Source organism: Calothrix sp. UHCC 0171, assembly GCF_034931845.1.
In the GTDB taxonomy this organism is placed as follows: domain Bacteria; phylum Cyanobacteriota; class Cyanobacteriia; order Cyanobacteriales; family Nostocaceae; genus Brunnivagina.
This window is the reverse complement of record NZ_JAYGHN010000001.1, coordinates 148,480-170,414: the sequence shown is the minus strand read 5'-3', so window position 1 is coordinate 170,414 and position 21,935 is coordinate 148,480. Positions and strand designations below refer to the sequence as shown.

The window sequence follows — 21,935 nt, the reverse complement described above, 5'->3', positions numbered from 1 at the left end:
GATAAAAATTTAGGACAGGAGAATTTCACCTGTCCTTGAATAATTCCAAATTTAAATAATCTCTGACTCCGCCGTTTTATTCTTGGCTCTTTCGGCACGTGCTTCGGCTGAAGTCATTACCTCTTCCATATTTTCGAGCAATTCCCCAGGGAAGTTTTCTAATATTCGTGTTGACAAGGCAACTCTGCCTTTACCTTCATCAATATCGATAATTACTGCTTTAATATGTTGACCCATTTGGAAAACTTTTTCGAGATTATCGATAAATTTTTGGGTCACTTGCTTAATATGAAGTAAAGCACTAACACCATTTAAATCAACAAATATACCAAAAGGTTTGATACCTGTTACTTTTCCTTCCACAAGTTGACCAATTTCTAACATACTGAAACTAGCCGAGCGAGTTGCTAAACGTTGCGATAATATCAAGCGCTTATTGCTAGAATCAACTTCCAAAATCCCTGTAGTAAAAGTTTGTCCTTTTAATCCTTCTAAATTATCACGCTCAATCAGATGCGATCGCGGAATAAACCCCCGCAAACCAAATACTTCGACATTGACACCACCTTTATTTGCGCCAATTACCTTCGCCTGCACAGTTTGGCTGCCTTCCTGCATTTGTGCAAGTCTTTCCCAGATGTGGCGGATTTCTAACTGTCGGCGGGAAAGTGTAACTTGTCCTTCGGCATCCTGTTCACGGATAATCACGAACTCTAATGGTTCGTTGAGGGGTAACACCTCTGACAAGTTGATAATTGTTCTCAAAGAAGCCTCATCGCGTGGCAAAAAAGCCGATGCTTTACCGCCAATATCTACAAATGCACCATCGTGATCGATTTGGAAAACTTTACCATTTACCACTTGTCCTTTTTGGAATTGGTAATCGTGTTTTTCCAAAGCCTTAGCAAAATCGTCCATTGTAAATGACGAATCGGCTTTTTGAGAAAGTTTAGCTTCTGAATCCATGACTTTTGAATTTAATATTGATATTGAGTGGATGGTTATTAGTTATTGATGATTAGTTAATTTATAGGGGATATTAATGGGGATAGTAGGTGACAATTTAACTTACTAGTACAGTACGGCGGAAATGAAGCAACCATTCTCAAATGACAAAAAGCTTCTGAAATAAGCTTTATTCCTTCTGCCTTCTGCCTTCTTACTTCTGCCTTCACGTACTAGCTATTGACCTCTAAACCATTAATTATTATTAACTATTATCTCTGACCGGTTAACCATCACCCACGTTCCTAAGTTGTTCTACAAAGAGTTGTTGGGCTTTTTCCCAAGCATCACTAGCAGCTACTGGATTATAACTGGCGCGATGGTCGCAGAAAAATCCGTGTTCAGCTCCATCGTAGCGAAAGACACGATGGGGAATCTGATATTTTTGTAATTCCGCTTCGATTTGGTTGACTTCTGCCACCGGGATGCTGCCATCTTCCATCCCAAAGAAAGCATATAACGTCCCAGAAATATTTGGAGTCACGGAAAGAGTCGGATTACCCCCTCCTGGTGTCGCACTGGTAATACGTGCGCCATAAAATGAAGCAGTTGCCCGAATATCTGGTAAAGTAGCGGCAAGATATGCCACATGACCCCCAAAGCAAAAACCGATACAACCAAATCCATTTTGTTTGACATTTGGTCGAGTTTTTAAGTAATTAATCGCAGCTTGGATGTCGCTGAGGAGTTGCTGCGCTTGAGTTTGCCCCCAAGCATATTCCCTACCGACTTCCACATCGGCTGGGGTATAACCAGTTTCAAATCCAGGGGCTTGACGTTCAAAAAGCGCTGGTGCAATTGCTACATATCCCTCGCGGGCAATACGCTCGGTGACTTGACGAATGTGCGCGTTGACACCAAAAATTTCTTGTAATACGACTATACCTGGGTAAATACCAGGAGCTTTGGGCTGTGCCAGGTATGCTGAGATTGTTAATTCATCTTGCGAAACTTTAATGGTTGAAGTATCGATTGCACTGTCTGTCATAATAGTTTTTACTAGTACCGTGTGCTTATTAAATGCATAGTTATGCCAGTTATTCAGGGTTATCTCATGAAATTAGCAGTTTCTAGCACTTAGTGCCGAGAAATTTCTACTAGAACCATTCAAGGTATGGATGAAATACTTGACAAATATTTGACCAATAGTACATGAAACCGCTACGCGATCGCATAACGCTACTAGTCTCCAGGAGTACAGCTTAATGATTCAATTCCGCATTCAACCAGATAGTGAAATACCTGCATCAAACCAATTATTTAACCAAATTCGCTTTGCGATCGCATCTCGACAATATCCACCTGGATATAAGTTGCCAAGCACTCGCGCTTTAGCAATGCAAACTGGCTTACACCGCAATACTATCAGTAAAGTTTACCGCCAACTTGAAGAAGATGGTTTTGTCGAAAGTTTAGCTGGTTCGGGTATTTACGTTCGCGCCCAGGGGCATGAAGGTGGTAGTCGTCTGCGTTCGCCGATACTTGAACAGTATCCGCAAGCTTATAAAGTTGTGCAGCAAGCGCTGGATGATTTGCTCTCCCAAGGTTGTACTCTTTCCCAAGCTAGGGAGATATTTTTAGCGGAAATTGATTGGCGGTTACGATGTAGCGCCAGGGTACTGGTAGCTGTGCCGAAGCAGGATATTGGTGCGGGTGAGTTGATGATGGATGAACTCGAACAAGCCTTAAAAATTCCTGTCCAACTAGTTGCAACTGAAGAATTGGCTTCGGTGTTAGAACAAACATCATCGGCTACGGTTGTTACGAGTAGATATTTTATTCACGATGTGGAGGCGATCGCTGCTCCTAAGGCTGTGCGGGTAATACCTTTGGATATCCACGACTATGCGAAGGAAATTGCTATTGTCAAAGGTTTGCCGAAGGATAGCTGTATCGGAATTGTCAGTGTTAGTTCTGGTATTCTTCGGGCTACGGAAGTAATTATCCACGGGATTCGCGGTGATGAACTTTTAGTGATGACTTCCCAGCCAAAAGATACATATAAGTTGCACGCGATCGTCAAGCGAGCGCATATGATTTTTTGTAGTGATCAAAGTAGTTTTGCCGCAGTTCAAGGTGCGGTTCAGGTGGTGGTAGATGATATTATTCGTCCGCCAAAGTTGGTTCGTAGTGATAATTATATTGGTGAAAAATCAATTGGTTTATTACGACGCGAATTGGGTTTGGGCTAAGAAGGTAGGCGTATTCTTGTCCTACTTTTTCCTGAACCAGGGCAGGGGAAGAGTTTGTATCAAGTCTTTTGTGAAATGGCTGCTGGAGTTACTTGGAGAGTGGCTGTTGATTATTGGCTTCAATAGGTAATTATTAATGAATACTTGCTTTATCTCTCAATGGTTTGACTAGCTCCAAGAGGTGCGATCGCTCTTGGCTAATTCAATATTGTGAATATAGTATTACAGGGAGAAAATTGATTGCAAAAAGTCGGTTTTTCTGATACTATTGATTTAAGTTGAAGTTTTTTAAAATGGGAATATAAGCGAAATTTTTACAGTAGCTTACATCCGATTATATTAGAAATTAGTTTAATTTTCTCACATTTTCATCCCTTTTCATCCAAAAACAAAAAAATCTTACAAAACAATACAATAGCCAAAAAGAACATCATCATTTCCCATGTGGAAAAAGTTGAAAAAATGCCTGTGATAAAGCCTCTGGGTATGTCTCGACTGGGAAAAATCAAATTAAGCAATAGCCGTCAAAACTGTAAATAGCAACACTACAATTACTTTACAGCAAGTGACAAAATACGAGCGATCGCAATTCAGTGGTTCAAGGTGGCAGAACTGACTAAAAAATTAAAACTAAAGTTGGTTTTTGACCTTTCTAATCGCGATCGTGGTTTCATAAAAAAATCAACTTAAATTCCTTTTTCTGCCCTTCCCCAATTATTCACCGAGGAGCGAACACAAACATGGGAATCCATCTACCCCAAGCAATAGAAATCGGTAAATACTTAGTCACACAAAGACTCAAAGGACGTAAACGCTTTCCTCTAATTTTGATGCTGGAACCACTATTTAGGTGCAACTTAGCATGTACAGGCTGTGGCAAAATTCAACATCCACCGGAAATACTCAAACAAAACCTTTCCCCAGAAGAATGCTTTCAAGCCGTTGAAGAATGCGGAGCGCCAGTTGTTTCCATCCCTGGAGGAGAACCATTATTGCATCCCCAAATCGATGAAATTGTCAGGGGATTAGTGGCGCGTAAAAAATTCGTATACCTATGTAGCAATGGTTTGTTATTAGAAAAAAGCTTGCATAAATTTGAACCATCCCCTTACCTAACTTTTACAGTTCATCTTGATGGAATGCGTGAGAAACATGACGAATGTGTAGATAGAAAGGGTGTTTTCGATACAGCCATCAAAGCCATCCAAGCAGCCAAAGCCCAAGGCTTTCGAGTTGCAATTAACACCACAGTATTCGATGGTACGAAACCAGAAGAAATGCAAGAATTCTTCGACTTCGTCACCAGTCTAGGCATCGACGGCATGACCATATCTCCAGGATATAACTACGAATGGGCACCCGACCAAGATCATTTCCTTAAACGCGAACAAACCAAAGCTCTATTCCGGGAAATTCTTGCACCCTTCAAAGCTGGTAATAAAAAATGGGACTTTAATAACAGTCCTTTATTCCTTGATTTTCTCACAGGAGAAAAAGACTACGAATGTACACCTTGGGGAAGTCCTAGTTACAGTGTTTTAGGCTGGCAAAAACCCTGTTATTTGCTGAATGAAGGACATTACAAAAGCTTCCAAGAATTACTCGATAAAACCGACTGGAGTGAATATGGACACAAGAGCGGTAATCCCAAATGCTCAGACTGTATGGTTCATTGCGGTTACGAACCCACTGCGGCGATTGATGCCATGCAACCGGCAAATATTGGGCGTTCGATGAAAGCATTGTGGGGAGGTTAAAGGAGAAAAATACGGAGATGCAAGTGATTATTTTTGATACGATAATTATAGTATCCTAGTTTTGAGCTTTTGCGATCGCACTCGATACTGCACAGATATTGGCGATGGCGATCGCATATTACCCCGATTTCCAGACTGAGAATTAGTTTTGTAAAGATAAATACAAAACATACCAGTTAATCATTGAAAAAAAACAACATAGCAGTAGAATATTTAGCGGATTAGCAGCAGAAACGCAATGTTCAAATTCGTGAAAGTGGCTAATATTCAGCTAATCATTTCCAAGGAAAACCGCAAGTCATGTCTCAACAGCCTTTCTCCCCCTCTACAATTGCAACTGACGCTAAGGCACCGACTTTAAAACGACTGCGACAGATGGCACGCTTACTCGATCGCGCTATTGTAATTCCAGGTACAGAAGTTGGTATCGGTTTAGACCCTATCCTCGGATTAGTTCCTGGGGGTGGTGACTTTTTGGGTGTAATGCTTTCTGCCTATATTGTCTTGGAATCGGCAAGACTCGGTGCCCCTCGTTCTACCTTGAGTAGAATGGTTTTGAATATTATTGTTGATGGAGTTGTAGGCGCAGTTCCTGTATTCGGAGACTTTTTTGATTTCGCTTGGACTGCCAATACTCGTAATATCAGGTTACTAGAAGACTATTTAAAGTTTCCAGGACAGCGTCGAAAAGCTGATTGGTGGTTTATTGCTGGGATAATGCTCGTGTTATTAGTGCTTGCGATCGCTTTAGTCGCATTACCAGTTATATTACTGAGAGCTTTTGTATCACTTTTTGCTGGCGGTTAATTGCCGAAATATTCTCAATATTTATTTTCAAAATCTAAAATGAAAGATTGGTGGCAGCTGAACTTTCCGAATGGACGGCAGAGTTTAACTATTACAGATGCAAACGGTTATCCCGTCAAAATTGCCTACGGTGAAGTTGGTATAGGAAAACCATTATTTTTATTACATGGTATTGGTAGTTGGAGCTACAATTGGCGCAACAGCATCAAACCACTATCAAAGTATTTTCGAGTTATTTGTTTTGATGCGAAAGGGTATGGTTTTTCGGAAAAACCCGTATCGCGTCGAGAATCGGAAGGACATCAAGTGATAGAATTTGCGCGAATTATTCAGGCATTAGCGAATGAACCTGTTGTAATTTTAGCAGAATCCCTCGGTGCATTAACAGCACTGGCGTTGGCACAGGAAAAAGCTGATTTAATTGCGAGGTTAACGGTAATTAATGTCCCTATTTTCGCCAATAAATTACCCCATTGGGGAATGTCTTTGCTGTCACAAACACCACTGGAATTAATCCAAACTATAGATACTTTACGTCTTTCCTATTTGTTTGCACCTCTAGTTCGGGAAGTGATGGCAATAGAACGTCGTAGTGTATTATATGATCCATCAAGCTTAACGGCGGAAGATGTGTATTGGATAACCTATCCATATATAGAATTTTCAGGAACCTTAACAAAGGTTGCCGAAGAATTAAAAATTGCCACGCAAGAAATTGAATCAGCGCAAAAAAATCAACCAAATTGGTTAAGTAAAATTCAACTGAATCTGAGTAAAATTCACACTCCCACATTAATTATGTGGGGAAAACATGATACTTGGTTCCCTGCTAGTGATGGGGAAAAGCTACACAAACATATTCCTAATTCGCGTTTGCAAATAATTAATGAATGTGGACATGATGCATCATCAGGCGCATCGCTAGCTATCAATACAAATGTGTTGAATTTCCTCAAAGATACGCAATTTGTGTGATTTTCAAAAATCTGCGAATACCTATCAAATATATATCCCCAATTCCCAGAATTTTGGGATATAGGGAATATAAACACTAAATCTTCATCCTAAATCATGCAACGTCCTACCATATATATTACCATCACAAATCATGGATTTGGTCATGCGACTCGCACTGCATCGGTAGCCGCGACAATTCAACAACTATTACCTGAAGTTCTCCTAATTATCACCACAACTGCACCCCGATGGTTATTAGAATGCTATATCGAAGGAGATTTTATTCACCGTCAGCGTGCGTATGATTTAGGAGTAGTACAAGCTGATAGTTTAAAGATGGATAAAGCCGCAACCCTCGAAAAGCTATTAGAAATTCAAAAAAAGCAAAACTCAATTATTGCTGCGGAACTAGATTTTATTCAACAAAATCGTGTGGATTTAATCTTAGGAGATATCCCTTTCCTAGCACCAGTGATTGCTCAAAAAGCCAATATTCCTTGCTGGATGATTAGTAATTTTTCCTGGGATTTTATTTATCGAGATTGGGGTGGTGATTTTGTTGCTGTTGCCGATTGGATTAGCGAATGTTACAGTATGTACCCTGGAGTCACCCCAGAGAAATATCTTACCTTCCGTCTTCCTTTATACACACCAATGCCAGCATTTCCCAACATTACTGACATTGGTTTAACAGGTGGCTCCCCTCGCTACTCAGAAGCGGAAATTCGCTCTATTTGGAACATCAATACAGCTAAAGAAAAAACGATTTTACTTACCTTTGGTGGATTAGGATTACAGCAAATTCCCTACCATAACCTCAAACAATTCCCCGATTGGCAATTTATTACCTTCGATGCATCAGCACCAGATTTACCCAACTTACTCAAAATTGCTGATAGAAAATGTCGTCCTGTAGATTTAATGCCCATTTGCAGTCGAGTCGTATCTAAACCTGGCTTTGGTACTTTTGCGGAAGCAACTAAACTTGATTTACCAATCGTTTCCGTGACTCGCGATGACTTTGCGGAAGCTGCATACCTACTCGAAGGAATTGCGAACTATAACCAACATCAAATTCTCACACCTCAGGAATTTTTCGATGGGAATTGGGATTTTCTCAATCAACCACTGCAAAAACCCCGACAAACAGAACCTATTGCTAAAGATGGTAATGAATTCATCGCTGCAAAAGTCATGGAATTTTTCAATTAATTGCAATTAGTTAACTAAATCATGAGTAAATACTAAATTGCTAGTAAAGTTTAATTTCAACATCTTGCCATCTTCAAGATTAGTGTTAACTTAATATATAGAGCCACAAAGGTTCTATGGCAGATACAACAGCCAGTCAAGTTAACTAGTGAATTCATTGAAGAGGTCAAAAAGCTGTTTTATTCATCTGTCTCCCAAACTAACAACGCCCAACTTAATAGCTGAAATTTCCTCATACTAATAAATGGGGGCAATGCAAATAATTGTTCATCAACAGGATGCAATTATTGATAAATGCAACCCCGTAGGGAATATTCCATGAGAGGAAATTAATTAAGCTAGTCCGAGTCTGGGTGTTGTTGTTTTAAGAAGTAATTAAATTAAGTAGTCAATACAATCTTAAATAAAATTAAAAATTAAACTTAATCTACCAACCGAAAAACTTCCTAACATCAGTTACTAACTGTTGTAGCATTTGCGGTAAATTGCTGATTTTTTGTATAAGTGTTTCCGGACTAAATCCAAAAAATACTAAAATAATTCCAATTACAAAAATTGCGATCGCGGCACCAATTACTGTATTTAAAACATTCAGTAAAGCTTTGAAAATCAGCCATACAACTATTAATTGAGCGATTAAAAAAATTAAGTTAGTTGACATAATATTACCTTCAATATTCAGAGAATCAAAAGTTGTCAAATCTGAATCCTAACTTCTGATCTTAATTCAGACAAAAAAATCTTTCAGTGCTGGTCAATACTCTTCTATAAATGAGAGAATAAACTTAAAGTCATCAGTCAAGTGAATCTTCTAGACTAATGACTAATCATTATATAGTCAATGAAAATTTTTCTAAATGACTCACTATCAAAAATTACTCAGAGTTTCTACTAATGGCAAATCGCTATACAATATTACATCAAAGATTGCCGAAATAGTAGCAGAATCAGGAGTACAAACAGGACTATGCACACTATTTTTACGTCATACATCAGCTAGTTTAATTATCCAAGAAAATGCTGATCCAGATGTGCTACTTGATTTAGCCAACTTTATGGCAAAACTAGTTCCAGAATCAGCAAAATATATCCACGATGCCGAAGGTAGTGACGATATGCCAGCACATATCCGTACTTCCTTAACCCATACTTCCGAACATATTCCCATTAACAAAGGGCATCTAGTTTTAGGCACATGGCAGGATATTTATGTTTGGGAACATCGACAGCATAACCACACTAGAGAATTAGTAGTTCATATTTCTGGATAAAAATTCTGATGACGAATATTCAGTAACACTTAAATTTTGGGAAAATCCGGTTTGATTGTTATTTGAGTTCTCAAAAAATTCTCGCTAATATCCTCAATGATGAGAAGAAGTTGAGGATATTGGTTGTCTCTATTTAATTTTCAATATTTAATTAAATTGGAAAGAATAAATCACCAAAGCGTAGAAAACTACTGAAAAATATTGACACAAGTAAAAATTAAATGTTTCAATTTACTCAGCATTCAAGTACATCTAGCTATCTTCTACTACCCCGGTGTTTTTAGAACGGATAATTCCGCCAAAAGTACAAAAGTAAAGGGTTTGGTAATAGTATCTCTCTTATATTCGACGTGCCGTATCCTGTTACACAGTTTTCCCAAAAGTTTCTCAATCAAAAATTATCTATTTGTGATGCATAATCAACCAAGGGCAATATCGAGAAACATCATGACTACAAAACCCACCATCACACCTATTGTTCCTTCTTTTTCTAAGCCTTGGCGATGGGATTCTGGAATAATTTCATCACTAATCACAAATAACATTGCCCCTGCTGCAAATGCCATTGCCAAAGGTAAAACAGAATTGGCAATATTAACTAATCCAATGCCAATTAAACCACCGATTGGTTCGACTAATCCTGTGAGGAATGATATCCAAATTGCATAGCTGGCAGAATATTTTTCGGCGACTAATGAAAGAGCAACCACTAAACCTTCGGGAATATTTTGCAAACCAATACCCAAAGCCACAGGAATACCATCGCTAATATTATTATTCCCAAAATTGACCCCTACAGCCAAGCCTTCAGGAAAATTGTGAATTGTAATTGCAGCAATAAATAACCAAATTCGCTTGACATTACCGCCTCGACAATTTTCTTTGCCTTTAAAGAAATGTTCGTGGGGCATCAGTCGATGGGCAAGTTGCAAAAATAGCCCTCCCAGCAAAATACCAACAACCATGATTAACGCAGAATTAGTCTGAGAGACACCTAGAGACTGGGCAGCAGCTGTTCCTGGTACTATCAATGAAAATGATGTTGCAGCTAGCATCACTCCTCCACCAAACCCTAGCATTATCCCTTGCACACGTTGCGTCAAATTAATTGGTAATAGTATCGGCAATGCACCGATAACTGTAGCCATTCCGGCACTGAAGCTGGCAATTGCACCGATCGCAAGATTTTCCATGTACTATCTATTAAGCTTGGGGTAGTTTTTCTCTCTTAATCATACTCGTAATGACTATGATTTTTCAGAGATCAATTATGTTCTTTAAATAGTATTTCTGTGTCGCTTCGTACCGTTTTACCAAATAAAAGGAATTAAACGGGCGCTATTTTTTTGGTATTCTGCATATTCTGGATATTTGCTAGACATTGACTTTTCCTTTTGGATGATGCGCGGTATGTACTGAATCGCAATCACTACAGGTAAAATATATGCCCAAATGGAGCCAGCAATCACGCTAAAACTGGAATAGCGCATCAAGTCACCGAAGTAGTTGATATTACGCGAAAATCTCCAAATATTATCGTTGACTAATTGTTGTCCAAGTTCCTTTGCAGTCAGTTTTTGAATATCTGCGGCTGTATTAATTAACGTTCCGAAAATATACAAAGGTAGTGCGATTAACACCTCTGTTATTAATAGTGGATTCGGGTTGATAAAAGCAAAATAACCTGGTAGTGCATAAAAAGCGCCGACAAATACAAAAGCGAAAATAAACGCAGCCAATCCTACAGGTTCACTAAATAATTTTTTTCGGGGAGGGAAAAACCACTGTTCCAACAACCACCAAATACAGTAGCCAATATGCAAACACAGATAAATAGCTTGCCGCATATCTTTAATACCAAAGACAAGAGCGAAGCCAATGAGAATAATGATGGTGAAAAATTTGGCGATGTTAATTGCGGTTAAGGCTGTCCATCCACTTTTCTCTGTTTTGGCTATATTTTGCATGAGCTAATCCATTTCGGAATTGTAATACTAAGCACTTACCTGAATATTCTACAGCTGGCGATTCACCAAAGTCGTGCTAGCTTGATCAACAGGCATTAAAATAACTTCATTAATATTCACATGTGGGGGACGGGTGGCACAGAAAAAGATGACATCCGCAATATCATCAGGGGTAAGGGGAGTTAATCCTTGATAAACTTTGTCTGCCTTTTGATTATCCCCATGAAAACGCACATTACTAAATTCTGTTTCTACCATACCTGGGTCAACAGAAGTTACTCGAACTTGCGTACCAATTAAATCCAGCTTTAAACCTTCAGAAATCGACTTGACAGCTGCTTTTGTGCCGCAATAAACATTACCACCCGGATATGTTTGATGTCCGGCAATGGAACCGATGTTAATAATATGACCTTGATTGCGCTGCACCATTCCCGGTAAAACGTGGCGAGTTACATACAGTAAGCCCTTAATATTAGTATCAATCATTTCCTCCCAGTCTTGAAAATCACCTTCGTGGAGTTTATCTAAACCGCGACTGAGACCAGCATTATTAATCAGGATATCAATATTTGACCAATTGGGGGGAAGATGAGAAATAGCAGACTCAACCGCCATGCGATCGCGTACATCTAACTGAATTAAATGTACATTAGTAGGTTGAATATGCAAATTTTCGACAATTTGCTGCAATTTCTCGATTCGTCGTGCAGCCAAAATCAATCTGGCTCCAGCTTGAGCAAAGTATTTCACACAAGCTGCACCAATACCGCTACTAGCACCTGTAATTAATACAATTTTATCCATATTTGTATTTGTCAAATAATATCTTTCTTCCCTGATAGATAGTATCTGGAGTTAACCCCAAACTTAAAGTTAAAATAAGCCAACCTGTCAAAACCGAAATGCCATGACTGCCATTACTATCAACTTTAATAATGTAGTCAAGCTGAACGATGAACAATTTTATCAACTGTGTCGAGACAATCCCGAACTAAAATTTGAGCGCAATCAAGCGGGAGAAGTAATAATCATGCCACCCACAGGAGGAGAAACAGGGAAACGCAATGCCAAACTCACCACGTGGTTTGTTCTGTGGAACGAACACAGCGAACTCGGAGAAGTATTTGACTCATCAACTTGCTTTAAACTTCCCAATGGAGGAAATCGCTCCCCTGATGTGTCATGGGTACAGCAAGAACGCTGGAATACACTTACAGAAGCAGAGCGAGAGAAATTTCCCCCCATTGCTCCCGACTTTGTATTGGAATTGATGTCTCCATCGGATAGTTTAAATGAAACCCAAGCCAAAATGGACGAATATATGGCAGCAAAAGTCAGATTGGGTTGGTTAATTGATCGTAAAAATCGTCGCGTAGAAATCTATCGTTTGGGGCAAGAAGTCGAAATATTAGATTTTCCGGCAACATTATCAGGAGAAGAGGTGTTACCAGGGTTTGTATTGGATATGGGACTGGTGTGGTGATGACAACTTCACCAATCCTAATCTTGATTCTCTACTTCACTATTTGTACTCGTTGTGTCACCATTGTTGTACCATCACTACGCATAATTACTGCGGAAACCCAACGACTACCAGGAGTTGCAGGAGCTTTACCAACTTTAAATAATCCCCCTGCCGAGAGCAATTCCAGATTCACCGAAGTGGGAGCCAGGTATTTTTCCGGCTTTACAGGTTCTTCCAAAGCTGCCCCTAAAAGATAATCTTCCCCCAGGGGTTCTTGAACGATCGCATCAAAACTGTATAGTTGTCCTACCTTCACTTGTTGGGGTAATTTAATATCAAGCTGAGGTGGTTTTGCCCCGGTGGTTAACTGAGTTCGTTCGGATAATATATCCTGTTGGATAATTTGCGAACCAGAGATGCGCTGACGCGAGCGGATTGTCGTGTTGAGTCCTAAATTCTGACTGTTTGCCGAAGCCAAACCGGAAATTTGGGTTACAGTTTCGGCAATGGTGATATTACCTTGAGTTTTCCAAGATTGTAGCTGGGTACTGTAGCGCAATTTGGGGTAGCGCTGCCAAAGCGATACTAAAGCCTTTTCCATATTCGGGCGTGTCAAACCATCGCCATGGATAAAATTTGGACTATAGTATTGCATTACAGTTTTGACATCGCCTTTACTGGCGGCGGCATCAATTTGTGCAAGAAGATTTTTGAGTGCAGGAGGAGCATTAGCAGGTGTGCTGGCGTGAACACATTGCCAGCCAGTAATGAAACTGAGGGCAAGTAGACAGAAAGTTAACTTGCGGTTGACTCTGACTACATGGGAGCGTCTTAGTAATAAATTAATCAAGTTAGACATTGCTGATACGTTGAATATTTAACTACAGAAAACTGTGAATTTGTTTTATCTTAATTAAGCTAGCGAGAAAACGCGGAATTTTGATGGTTGATACACCGATACGATTATTAATTGCAGCAAGCGGTACGGGAGGACACCTGTTTCCGGCGATCGCACTGGCACAGAAATTGCCAGAATATCAAATAGAATGGCTGGGTGTTCCTGATCGATTAGAAACGCAACTAGTTCCCAAACAGTATAAGCTGAATACCATATCTGTTGAAGGATTTCAAAAAGGTTTTGGAATTTCGTCGCTGCTGACATTGGGTAAACTCGTTGCTGCGGTTCTGGAAGTACGTAAATTACTGAAACAGGGTAAATTTAATGGCGTTTTTACTACAGGTGGTTATATTGCTGGACCATCGGTAATTGCCGCGCGATCGCTTGGTCTACCTGTAATTCTCCACGAATCAAATGCTTTACCCGGTAAAGTTACCCGTTTTTTCGGTCCCTGGTGTGATGCGGTAGCTGTTGGTTTTGAGGCGGCGGCAAAATACTTACCCAAAGCAAAGGTAATTTATACTAGCACTCCGGTAAGAAGTCAGTTTTTAGATGAGCAAATTGGGGAGACTTTAGATTTATCGATTCCCCCAGAAGCGCCGCTAATTGTCGTCTTTGGTGGTAGCCAAGGGGCTGTGGCAATTAATAAACTGGTGCGGAACTGTGCCCCTACCTGGTTTGAAGCGGGTGCATATGTGGTGCATATTACTGGGGATAAAGACCCGGAAGCGGAGAGTTTAACACATCAGCAGTATATCAGTTTACCTTTCTATGAGAATATGGCGGCGTTATTACGTAGAGCAAATTTAGCCATAAGTCGTTCTGGCGCAGGGAGCTTGACGGAATTAGCTGTATGTGGGACTCCAGCAATTTTGATACCTTACCCCTTTGCGGCGGAAGACCATCAAACCTATAATGCTAATGTATTTACTGCTGTGAAGGCTGCTTTGTTGTTTAAACAAGCGGAATTGACAGAGGAGATTTTAGGAAGTGAAGTTTTGCGTTTATTAAAGTCACCCAATGAGTTACCAAAAATGGGTGAAAATGCGAAAACGGTAGCTTTAACTGATAGTGCGGAAAGATTAGCTAAGTTATTGCGGGAAGTGTTGGAAAGCTAGAGAGGTACAAAGTCGGGGTGTAAGTTTTTTGGATATCTGCACCCCGTAAGCCGATTTCATAATGATTATTTTTCTTTGTGCGTAGATTTTAAAACATGGAATAATTAAGTATAAGTACAATGTACGTATTATACTTTGTATTATAATATCTCCTGATATGGTATGGAACTATTTTCCACATACATAACGTCTTTTGGCTTGATGATATTGGAAGATTTAAATTTTTATTTGTTTTTATTTGTATGAATCATAAAATTATTATAAAGTCATACTGACTTTTTTAGTTTTTGGTCACAAAGTAATAATAAATAAATTAATTTATTTACTATTACTTAATAGATAATCTGATTGTCTAGCCTTTCCTCGTAAGCTGTATTGAGTCTGTCTAATTATCAATTATTCATGATGTGATATTTTTTTATTTGCGCGTGTAAATATGTTAAACATTTTTATTTTTACGATAAAACCTGAATTTTCATGAAACTAAATAACCTTTGTTTACTCTTTATATTATTATTTCTAGTTCTAATTGCTTGTGAAAATTTCGTAGCTGCACAAACTTTATTAAATACTCATTTACCAAAACAAATCCAATTAAGAATCAGAACTAATGTTCCTCCAATCGGCGATTATCAGTCTGGAATGATACCTTGGGGCGGGTTCTGTAGTGTTTTTAGTGATGAGTTAGAAGCGGAATTAAAAATAAAAGTAAACAAAAATAAAGTTCAAAATGACTATATTCTTTTTGGAAACAATGACTCTATTAATAGGTTTGATGGTCTGATAACTGAAAATCAGAATAATAAATACGATATACAGTGTGGCTCCAACTCTAAACATATTTTTGATATACTTGACCATAAATATAAGAATGGGATTGCTATCTCAGATGTATTTCATACGACACGTATAAAAATCCTTCTAAGAAAAGAGAAATTAGATGAAATAAAGCAACAAAATAAAGGTGAAGAAAAATTATTAGAAGCAATCAAAAGTAAGATCGCAATAGGAGTTATGAAACAAACAACAACGGCAGCAGAATTAAAAAATGCAGAATACAATATTAATGAATATGAAAAAAGTGAAAACATGATACGTGACCTAAAGATAGGTGATAAAATTCAAGCATTTGGTAGTGATGGGATCATCTTGCGTTCACTTCAAAAAGAACTCCAAAAATCAAACGATTATAAAAATATATCTTTTGTAATATATCCAGAAAATAATAAAAATTTACCAGGTACTCGAGAACAGGAGTATATTATCGCTATATCGAAAGTAGGTGAGAGTAAAGACTATTATAAATATTTAAAAAATGCTACTGACAAAATATTACGACAATCCCCGTTAAAAGATATTGAAAAACAAAAATTGATAGATTATGAATATAATAGTATACATCCATATATATTGGTAACTATATTAATAGTAATCTTATTCTTACTCATATTTGCAGCAATTATCATAATGCGGACTAATCTACCTAATAGAATAAATCGATTTGTAGTTAGAAGAATTTTTAGACAAAACACAAATTAATAATATAGTTTTAATTACACTCTATTTATCAAACCAAAATTAAAACATAAATTGCTAAGGAACGAGAATTTAACTAACATGTAATTTTGCTCGAATATGAAATGGTGCGTTACGCTCCGCTTACACACCCTACTTTTGTATTTTAATTTAATCTACTTCCTAAATGAAAATAATCATCTTCGTAATTGCAAAAACATAAACTTGGAGCATAAAAAATGAATTTAAAGACCATTAATATTGCTGTTGCAGGTCATACGAATACAGGTAAAACCACTCTAATTAGAACTTTAATGAAACAAACTGTAGGTAAAATAGGAGATTATGCAAATGTTACACAAATAGGAGAGCTTTATTATTTTGACGGTTTACAAGCGACATTTATAGACACTCCAGGTTTTCAACAAGCTGGAACTATTAATATGTTTTTCGAGCTTTCACGTACAAACCCTGAGCTAAAGATGCCAAATGATTTGAAATCAAAACTCAGCTATGATTTGAGTGCTGTAGAAGCATTAAATAAAAGTGATGTTGTTATTTATGTTGCTAGTCTCAGTAATGTTCCTGATGGTAGCCACAAAGAAGAAATATCTATAGTAAAAAGAATATGTCCAAAGGTCGTAGGAGTTTTAAATCAATACAACAGGCAGTCAAAAGCAAGTAATAAACAAGACCTAGAAAATCGTATTTGTCAGTGGATAAATATATTTAAAGAACAATCTATTGAACAGACTATTGTATTTGATGCTCATTGGGATAATCCATCAAAAGTCAATCAACTCTATGAAAGTATTTTATTAATTCTTGATAATGAACATAAAAATATTTTTTCTGAAGGACTAGAGCGATTTAAAAAACGACAACTAGAAATAAGAAGAGAAGTATGTAAAATCCTCGCATCTTTTATTATTAATTTTAAAGAACAAGCAGATATTACTGTACCAAAAAGTAATTTTAATAAGGAAGAAGAAATTAAAAAAATAGCAAAAAAAATAGATGATTGGCTCACGGAATTAGTGTTTGAAATTTGTAGCATTTACGAAATTAATGCTGAATATCCAACAATTCCTGTTGATGAATTATTAGTTGAAGTAAAACGGATTCGTAATTACAAAGAGAATATTAGTATTACTTCAGGAGCAGCAGGAATTTTTGGTGCTGTCGCTGGTTTTGTTGGAGGTATTGTTGGGGCTGTAGTAGGAGTAATGATTCCAGGAAGTCTAGTAAATGCTGTGACAGCAGAAATGCAAATTGGAGCTACTCTCGGAGCAGCTATAGGCAGTTTAGCTATTTTCTCGGATGACAATGATATGATCACCCTTAGAATAAGTGAAAAAGAAATAGAAACTTTAATTTTTACAGGTATAGCTATTATTTGGGGATTATCTAACAATGGTTATGGACGAGATCGAGACCTTTCAATAAGTGAAAGTAAAGATATTATCTGTCGCATACAAAATTTATCACACAATCGAATTAATTTATTAAATGCGAATAAAGTAGACATCATAGAATATTCTGAAAAGATTCTTGATATTTTAGAGGGAGATATAGAATAGCTCAGTAGATAGAGATTGATATGGGAGATAAAATATCTGGCGATACAAACTATGGTTTTATTTTCAGGCAAATTTGCTTGTCAATCCTTAACTCTACCTTAAAACAATCATTGTTCAGTTACATCATTTGGAATCAACGATGGCCGAAGAAATATCTCTTAATGTATGGAATTATAAGCCTTGGTGGTGTCAACCTTGGTCTATCTTACTTACTACTGTGGCTATCATTAGCACTAGCTGGTTAATATTTAAAATTATCTGGTTAACCATCATTGTCGCGATTCCTGTATTAACTTGGATGATATTTTTTATATTCATTTATCCAAAATTAATCGCTAGTAGTGGTATTTTAAACACTGATGAATCAGAAATTAAAAACTAATATTTAATTAATAGTTTTTGTGTGGGTTTGATATTTCCAACTTCTTGGAGAGACTGAGAATTTTGTATTTAACAAACTTACCTTGATTCTCTCTGGTGATCGATTTTCCCATCAGCTAAACTTCTTTCAATTGCACCTTCTGTAGCTAATTGTCCTAACGCACCAGTAACCATTAATTTTGGCAAGCTTTCGATATCTTTTAATCGTGTCAATCGACTTTCTCCTGTAGAAATATCGCGATGGACAACAACAACTGAGGGTACAATATCAGATCCAAATGCATCCAGTAAAGCTGGATTATGGGTAGTGACTAAAATATCAATTTCGCGTTTTCTGCCAATTTCATGCAGCATTCTCGCTAACAATTCCGTACGGGAAGGATGTAAACCGTTATCAACATCTTCAAGGACTAATTGACTACGTTCTGGTATAGTTAATAATGCGGTAACGATCGCAATAAATCTCAGTGTACCATCAGACATACTGCGGGCATCAATTTCTTGAATTTGCCCATTTACCCACTCTTCCTCGCAATATAACATTGCATCACTAGCATATCTACCAACACGTTCTGCCCAAACTTTTAAAATATTTCCCGCAGGCAAACCACGTGCATATTCTGAAAGTGTATTTTCTACTTCATCTTGTTTGCGTGATGAGAGTCCAGCAATCACACCTGCTAAATTAGAAGCATCACTTTCCAAAGTTTTTGCAAGTCGTGAAAAACCCCGCATTTTTGCGGGAATGGGATTTAATACATAGATTTTTTCGAGATTAGCAATCACATGATTGACTTCCGAAACATTATCGAGGACATATGTATTTTTAAAATACGTCAAAATTGATTTATCGTTATTCGGTAAAGTCCAACGGGCATTTTTATAATGCGTAGAAATTTTGAGAATATTTTCCCGTGCATCCTTAGAATCTATATAACTATTCACAAAATCCCGTTCAAAGATTACTGTTTTTTGATCACGTTGATACTCGCGACAAGTAATTTTTTCCTCCAGGATGCTAGCATCGGGTTTTGTTTCTACCGTTACCGCATATAAATAATCTATTTGCTCCCCTTCACCCTCAACTGCTGCTTTGATTGTAAATTCAGATTCGGGTTTAAGTGCAGCCCAGCTAATACCACCACGAATGGGAGGAAGTATTTTATCTCCTGCTAGTGCCGTTTCGATGGGATGTCCGTCAACTATACGTTTCAAAAATTCAAATGCTTCGACAAGATTCGATTTACCACTAGCATTTGTACCTATTAAAACCGTTAGTGGGTAAAGCGGTAATTCCGCATAACGAAAACTTTTCCAGTTCTTTAGAAAGAGTCGCTTGAGCATACCCACTTCAAAATATATATTATTTCCTTATTGTAATTCTCCTCTGATTTATGAATTAAAACATCTGGGTTTTCCTCAAGCTTGATTGTATTTTCTCAATTTTTATCAAAGCTTTCTAAGGTTTCTAGTTGGAAACTACCTGCACGCCAACTATCAGCTACGTCTTTAATAAAACTAGCTAACGGTATCGCCACTAACAATCCAATAATTCCGCCAAGTTTTGCTCCAATTAATAAGGAAATAACTACCCATACAGGATTTAAACCAGTTAAATTACCGAGAATTCTGGGAGCCACAAAGTTAGAATTAATTTGGTCGATTCCCACCGCAACAGTTAATACCTCTACACCTAACCAAAAATTCTGTAAACCGATTAATAATGAGACAAGTAAAATACCGATCGCAGTACCAAAAGGAAAGAGAGAAAAGAAACCAATCGTCAGTCCAAATAACAAAGCTAAAGGGACTTTAAGTAATAAAAAGATTAGTATTAATATGACTGCAAGAATTGCCCCTAATGATGCTTGACCGATAAAATAATTCTGAAAATCTTCACGGAGTAATTGTCTGACTGGGGTGCTGATATGGGAGGGAACCCATTGAAAAATACCATCCCAAAGTTTGTCGCCATTCAGTACCATATAAATTGTTAATACAACTGTTAGTAGTACATTTACTAAAGTTCCAATTGTATCAACAGCAATGCTCAAAATGCGACCTGTAAATGTTTGTAATTGACTAGATAAACGCTCGACTACTTGAGTAATTAAACTACCGATATTTATTGGTAGCTCCTGCTGATTCAGTGCCCAATATTGAAAAGCTTGGAGTTGTTGTGAACCCGAATTAATCCAAGTCGGTAAAACATTGGCAAGTTCATAAATTTGTTCCAGAATCAGAGGCACAAGCGTTATACCTAAAGCGACAACTAAAACAATAGTTAGTAATAATGCTCCAGCGATCGCTAATTTTCTTTTTATTCCTTGACTTTGGAAAAACTCAATTGGATAGTCAAGAATAAATGCAAGTAATATTGCAGCAATAAAAATATTAACTAACGGTTGAAAATACTGAACTACTTGTAGGAATACCCAACCATTAAGAATGGCAAGGGGAAAAGCGATTCCAATACTTAACCATTGAGGTAATTTGGGAACTTGCATCGTGAATTTGAGTATTTAGTTAGGAGTGGCGAATTAATAATTATGTGGTTTTAGTTTCTCGTTCTCTAAGGATAAAATCTTGTAAAATTCTTTGATGTACTGGTCCCAAAAGTCGTTTTTCTTGGGCATTTTGGGAATAACAAATACCTTGATTAATATCTTCAGGTGTTAACAAACCCATATCCCAACCTTCGTTAAGCACTAATTGATTCAATTCTACTTCGAGAGGGGCGTGGAAAACATAACGCATTACTTTTTCATCTGGATAACAACCAAAAAAAGCAAATGTTGGAGGTAAATTATAGCCAATTTCCTCAAGTATTTCCCTTTGCACGGCAATTTCTGGGGTTTCTCCTGGTTCTATATGTCCTCCAAATAAAGCCCAATATCCAGGGTAGAGAATAGTAGGAATATTATCGCGCAGCTGCATGAGAAACTTACCATCTCGATATAAAATTGCGATCGCAACAGCTACTTTCTCTCCATGTATGGCAACTTCAGCCATTTTTTTCTCCTCATCAATAGTTCATACATATTTCATTTATGCTATACAAGTATTAATTATTACTTCTCCTCAAGATAAATTTCTCCTTGTTCTTCTCCAGCCAGGGGAATACTTTTGTAGCGAAGTTGACCTTTAAATACAACTTCCGAACCGATACGCAAATCACTTTGGTTGGTTAAAACCAAAATCTTACCTGTGGAATCATTCAACAGATAAGCGTTTTTGTTCAATAGGGGTATCTGCTTTTCGATTTTGCCTTGAATATAGACAGTGGAGTCTTTTTGCTGCGGTGTGAGTTGACGAATCGGCGTAATATTTGTACCAATCGCATTCATACTAGAAAATTTGGTATTTCCACAACCTACTAATCCTGACAAGAAAAATAGAATTAGAGCCACGTGAAATACTGAAAAAAAACGGTTCCAAAAATGTGCTTGTTTCATACCACCCCAAATTTGGATAGGGAATAAATTTAAATTTGGCATCGGTATCTATTTGTCGCTATTTTAATCGAGCTAGTTTCCAAAAATACCACGCTTTTCAACTGGACTTGGAATCTGGGAAATACACTCTCTACTGAGACAAAGAATCTGAGAAGATATTTCAGGGACGCGGAGATTAAGAGACATGGGGATTAAGAGACGCGGGGATTAAGAGACGCGGGGATTCAGAGACACGGGGATTAAGAGACATGGGGACAAAGAGACATGGGGATTAAGAGACACGGAGATTAAGAGACACGGGGATTAAGAGACACGGGGATTAAGAGACACGGGGACAACGAGAGAAAATACA

At 37.7% G+C, this 21,935-nt stretch carries 23 protein-coding genes; 11 read left to right on the top strand and 12 right to left on the bottom strand.

What is annotated here, in order from left to right; genetic code table 11:
* Positions 1 to 51: 51 nt before the first annotated feature.
* Together VB733_RS00620 and VB733_RS00615 are read right to left on the bottom strand one after the other, a co-directional pair.
* On the bottom strand, positions 52 to 966 hold the full coding sequence (locus tag VB733_RS00620) for a S1 RNA-binding domain-containing protein (RefSeq protein WP_323338184.1): 915 nt from the start codon (positions 964 to 966) through the stop codon (positions 52 to 54).
* A 265-nt stretch (positions 967 to 1,231) separates the two neighbouring features.
* Entirely contained in the window at positions 1,232 to 1,993 is a 762-nt protein-coding gene (locus tag VB733_RS00615; RefSeq protein ID WP_323338183.1) for a dienelactone hydrolase family protein, read from the bottom strand.
* Positions 1,994 to 2,210: 217 nt separating this feature from the next.
* On the opposite strand from VB733_RS00615, the gene VB733_RS00610 reads away from it, so the two are divergent.
* On the top strand, positions 2,211 to 3,197 hold the full coding sequence (locus VB733_RS00610; protein ID WP_323338182.1) for a GntR family transcriptional regulator: 987 nt from the start codon (positions 2,211 to 2,213) through the stop codon (positions 3,195 to 3,197).
* Between the two features lie 740 nt (positions 3,198 to 3,937).
* Positions 3,938 to 4,954, top strand: a complete 1,017-nt coding sequence (gene hpnH, locus VB733_RS00605) for an adenosyl-hopene transferase HpnH (RefSeq protein ID WP_323338181.1) — start codon at positions 3,938 to 3,940, stop codon at positions 4,952 to 4,954.
* Positions 4,955 to 4,999: 45 nt separating this feature from the next.
* Here hpnH and VB733_RS00600 read toward each other — a convergent pair whose 3' ends face one another.
* Positions 5,000 to 5,125: a hypothetical protein gene (locus VB733_RS00600; protein ID WP_323338180.1), complete on the bottom strand. Its 126-nt coding sequence runs from the start codon at positions 5,123 to 5,125 to the stop codon at positions 5,000 to 5,002.
* Between the two features lie 129 nt (positions 5,126 to 5,254).
* Here VB733_RS00600 and VB733_RS00595 point away from each other — a divergent pair, with 129 nt between their 5' ends.
* From VB733_RS00595 to VB733_RS00585, 3 genes are all read left to right on the top strand, one after another.
* Positions 5,255 to 5,761 (top strand): DUF4112 domain-containing protein, encoded by a 507-nt coding sequence (locus tag VB733_RS00595; RefSeq protein WP_323338179.1) that lies wholly within the window; start codon positions 5,255 to 5,257, stop codon positions 5,759 to 5,761.
* 39 nt (positions 5,762 to 5,800) lie between these two features.
* Positions 5,801 to 6,736 (top strand): alpha/beta hydrolase, encoded by a 936-nt coding sequence (locus VB733_RS00590; protein WP_323338178.1) that lies wholly within the window; start codon positions 5,801 to 5,803, stop codon positions 6,734 to 6,736.
* Between the two features lie 96 nt (positions 6,737 to 6,832).
* The gene (locus VB733_RS00585) at positions 6,833 to 7,930 is read left to right on the top strand and encodes a glycosyl transferase (protein WP_323338177.1); all 1,098 of its coding nucleotides are present in this window, start codon (positions 6,833 to 6,835) and stop codon (positions 7,928 to 7,930) included.
* A gap of 427 nt (positions 7,931 to 8,357) precedes the next feature.
* Here VB733_RS00585 and VB733_RS00580 read toward each other — a convergent pair whose 3' ends face one another.
* Positions 8,358 to 8,591 carry a TcpD family membrane protein gene (locus VB733_RS00580; protein ID WP_323338176.1) on the bottom strand — a complete coding sequence of 78 codons (234 nt, stop codon included), beginning with the start codon at positions 8,589 to 8,591 and terminating at the stop codon, positions 8,358 to 8,360.
* A gap of 196 nt (positions 8,592 to 8,787) precedes the next feature.
* Here VB733_RS00580 and VB733_RS00575 point away from each other — a divergent pair, with 196 nt between their 5' ends.
* Positions 8,788 to 9,201: a secondary thiamine-phosphate synthase enzyme YjbQ gene (locus tag VB733_RS00575; protein ID WP_323338175.1), complete on the top strand. Its 414-nt coding sequence runs from the start codon at positions 8,788 to 8,790 to the stop codon at positions 9,199 to 9,201.
* 419 nt (positions 9,202 to 9,620) lie between these two features.
* Here the strand turns inward: VB733_RS00575 and VB733_RS00570 are convergent, their stop codons facing one another.
* From VB733_RS00570 to VB733_RS00560, 3 genes are all read right to left on the bottom strand, one after another.
* On the bottom strand, positions 9,621 to 10,394 hold the full coding sequence (locus VB733_RS00570) for a ZIP family metal transporter (protein WP_323338174.1): 774 nt from the start codon (positions 10,392 to 10,394) through the stop codon (positions 9,621 to 9,623).
* Between the two features lie 117 nt (positions 10,395 to 10,511).
* Positions 10,512 to 11,168, bottom strand: a complete 657-nt coding sequence (locus tag VB733_RS00565; RefSeq protein WP_323338173.1) for a methyltransferase family protein — start codon at positions 11,166 to 11,168, stop codon at positions 10,512 to 10,514.
* 48 nt (positions 11,169 to 11,216) lie between these two features.
* Positions 11,217 to 11,975 carry an SDR family oxidoreductase gene (locus tag VB733_RS00560; RefSeq protein WP_323338172.1) on the bottom strand — a complete coding sequence of 253 codons (759 nt, stop codon included), beginning with the start codon at positions 11,973 to 11,975 and terminating at the stop codon, positions 11,217 to 11,219.
* A gap of 103 nt (positions 11,976 to 12,078) precedes the next feature.
* On the opposite strand from VB733_RS00560, the gene VB733_RS00555 reads away from it, so the two are divergent.
* On the top strand, positions 12,079 to 12,654 hold the full coding sequence (locus VB733_RS00555; RefSeq protein ID WP_323338171.1) for a Uma2 family endonuclease: 576 nt from the start codon (positions 12,079 to 12,081) through the stop codon (positions 12,652 to 12,654).
* A gap of 31 nt (positions 12,655 to 12,685) precedes the next feature.
* On the opposite strand, the gene VB733_RS00550 is transcribed toward VB733_RS00555, so the two are convergent.
* Positions 12,686 to 13,495, bottom strand: a complete 810-nt coding sequence (locus VB733_RS00550) for a nuclear transport factor 2 family protein (protein WP_323338170.1) — start codon at positions 13,493 to 13,495, stop codon at positions 12,686 to 12,688.
* An 83-nt stretch (positions 13,496 to 13,578) separates the two neighbouring features.
* Between VB733_RS00550 and murG the strand changes: the two genes are divergently transcribed.
* The 4 genes from murG (at position 13,579) to VB733_RS00530 (ending at position 18,129) form a co-directional block, all read left to right on the top strand.
* Entirely contained in the window at positions 13,579 to 14,652 is a 1,074-nt protein-coding gene (gene murG, locus VB733_RS00545; protein WP_323338169.1) for an undecaprenyldiphospho-muramoylpentapeptide beta-N-acetylglucosaminyltransferase, read from the top strand.
* Positions 14,653 to 15,129: 477 nt separating this feature from the next.
* Positions 15,130 to 16,191: a hypothetical protein gene (locus VB733_RS00540; protein WP_323338168.1), complete on the top strand. Its 1,062-nt coding sequence runs from the start codon at positions 15,130 to 15,132 to the stop codon at positions 16,189 to 16,191.
* Between the two features lie 215 nt (positions 16,192 to 16,406).
* Complete coding sequence (locus VB733_RS00535; RefSeq protein WP_323338167.1) at positions 16,407 to 17,747, top strand: GTPase; 1,341 nt, start codon at positions 16,407 to 16,409, stop codon at positions 17,745 to 17,747.
* A gap of 139 nt (positions 17,748 to 17,886) precedes the next feature.
* Complete coding sequence (locus VB733_RS00530; protein WP_323338439.1) at positions 17,887 to 18,129, top strand: DUF6737 family protein; 243 nt, start codon at positions 17,887 to 17,889, stop codon at positions 18,127 to 18,129.
* Positions 18,130 to 18,206: 77 nt separating this feature from the next.
* Here VB733_RS00530 and VB733_RS00525 read toward each other — a convergent pair whose 3' ends face one another.
* The 4 genes from VB733_RS00525 to VB733_RS00510 all read right to left on the bottom strand — a co-directional run bounded on the left by VB733_RS00525 (position 18,207) and on the right by VB733_RS00510 (position 21,625).
* The gene (locus VB733_RS00525; RefSeq protein WP_323338166.1) at positions 18,207 to 19,472 is read right to left on the bottom strand and encodes an AAA family ATPase; all 1,266 of its coding nucleotides are present in this window, start codon (positions 19,470 to 19,472) and stop codon (positions 18,207 to 18,209) included.
* 95 nt (positions 19,473 to 19,567) lie between these two features.
* Positions 19,568 to 20,635, bottom strand: coding sequence for an AI-2E family transporter (locus tag VB733_RS00520; RefSeq protein WP_323338165.1), 1,068 nt, complete (start codon positions 20,633 to 20,635; stop codon positions 19,568 to 19,570).
* A 40-nt stretch (positions 20,636 to 20,675) separates the two neighbouring features.
* Complete coding sequence (locus tag VB733_RS00515) at positions 20,676 to 21,140, bottom strand: NUDIX hydrolase (protein ID WP_323338164.1); 465 nt, start codon at positions 21,138 to 21,140, stop codon at positions 20,676 to 20,678.
* Positions 21,141 to 21,199: 59 nt separating this feature from the next.
* On the bottom strand, positions 21,200 to 21,625 hold the full coding sequence (locus VB733_RS00510) for a hypothetical protein (RefSeq protein ID WP_323338163.1): 426 nt from the start codon (positions 21,623 to 21,625) through the stop codon (positions 21,200 to 21,202).
* Positions 21,626 to 21,935: the final 310 nt, after the last annotated feature.

Bases quoted from the DNA above. Each gene is read 5' to 3' on its own strand.
- VB733_RS00620 (WP_323338184.1), bottom strand. From the start codon at position 966: ATGGATTCAGAAGCTAAACTTTCTCAAAAAGCCGATTCGTCATTTACA.
- VB733_RS00615 (WP_323338183.1), bottom strand. From the start codon at position 1,993: ATGACAGACAGTGCAATCGATACTTCAACCATTAAAGTTTCGCAAGAT.
- VB733_RS00610 (WP_323338182.1), top strand. From the start codon at position 2,211: ATGATTCAATTCCGCATTCAACCAGATAGTGAAATACCTGCATCAAAC.
- hpnH (WP_323338181.1), top strand. From the start codon at position 3,938: ATGGGAATCCATCTACCCCAAGCAATAGAAATCGGTAAATACTTAGTC.
- VB733_RS00600 (WP_323338180.1), bottom strand. From the start codon at position 5,125: ATGTTTTGTATTTATCTTTACAAAACTAATTCTCAGTCTGGAAATCGG.
- VB733_RS00595 (WP_323338179.1), top strand. From the start codon at position 5,255: ATGTCTCAACAGCCTTTCTCCCCCTCTACAATTGCAACTGACGCTAAG.
- VB733_RS00590 (WP_323338178.1), top strand. From the start codon at position 5,801: ATGAAAGATTGGTGGCAGCTGAACTTTCCGAATGGACGGCAGAGTTTA.
- VB733_RS00585 (WP_323338177.1), top strand. From the start codon at position 6,833: ATGCAACGTCCTACCATATATATTACCATCACAAATCATGGATTTGGT.
- VB733_RS00580 (WP_323338176.1), bottom strand. From the start codon at position 8,591: ATGTCAACTAACTTAATTTTTTTAATCGCTCAATTAATAGTTGTATGG.
- VB733_RS00575 (WP_323338175.1), top strand. From the start codon at position 8,788: ATGACTCACTATCAAAAATTACTCAGAGTTTCTACTAATGGCAAATCG.
- VB733_RS00570 (WP_323338174.1), bottom strand. From the start codon at position 10,394: ATGGAAAATCTTGCGATCGGTGCAATTGCCAGCTTCAGTGCCGGAATG.
- VB733_RS00565 (WP_323338173.1), bottom strand. From the start codon at position 11,168: ATGCAAAATATAGCCAAAACAGAGAAAAGTGGATGGACAGCCTTAACC.
- VB733_RS00560 (WP_323338172.1), bottom strand. From the start codon at position 11,975: ATGGATAAAATTGTATTAATTACAGGTGCTAGTAGCGGTATTGGTGCA.
- VB733_RS00555 (WP_323338171.1), top strand. From the start codon at position 12,079: ATGACTGCCATTACTATCAACTTTAATAATGTAGTCAAGCTGAACGAT.
- VB733_RS00550 (WP_323338170.1), bottom strand. From the start codon at position 13,495: ATGTCTAACTTGATTAATTTATTACTAAGACGCTCCCATGTAGTCAGA.
- murG (WP_323338169.1), top strand. From the start codon at position 13,579: ATGGTTGATACACCGATACGATTATTAATTGCAGCAAGCGGTACGGGA.
- VB733_RS00540 (WP_323338168.1), top strand. From the start codon at position 15,130: ATGAAACTAAATAACCTTTGTTTACTCTTTATATTATTATTTCTAGTT.
- VB733_RS00535 (WP_323338167.1), top strand. From the start codon at position 16,407: ATGAATTTAAAGACCATTAATATTGCTGTTGCAGGTCATACGAATACA.
- VB733_RS00530 (WP_323338439.1), top strand. From the start codon at position 17,887: ATGGCCGAAGAAATATCTCTTAATGTATGGAATTATAAGCCTTGGTGG.
- VB733_RS00525 (WP_323338166.1), bottom strand. From the start codon at position 19,472: ATGCTCAAGCGACTCTTTCTAAAGAACTGGAAAAGTTTTCGTTATGCG.
- VB733_RS00520 (WP_323338165.1), bottom strand. From the start codon at position 20,635: ATGCAAGTTCCCAAATTACCTCAATGGTTAAGTATTGGAATCGCTTTT.
- VB733_RS00515 (WP_323338164.1), bottom strand. From the start codon at position 21,140: ATGGCTGAAGTTGCCATACATGGAGAGAAAGTAGCTGTTGCGATCGCA.
- VB733_RS00510 (WP_323338163.1), bottom strand. From the start codon at position 21,625: ATGCCAAATTTAAATTTATTCCCTATCCAAATTTGGGGTGGTATGAAA.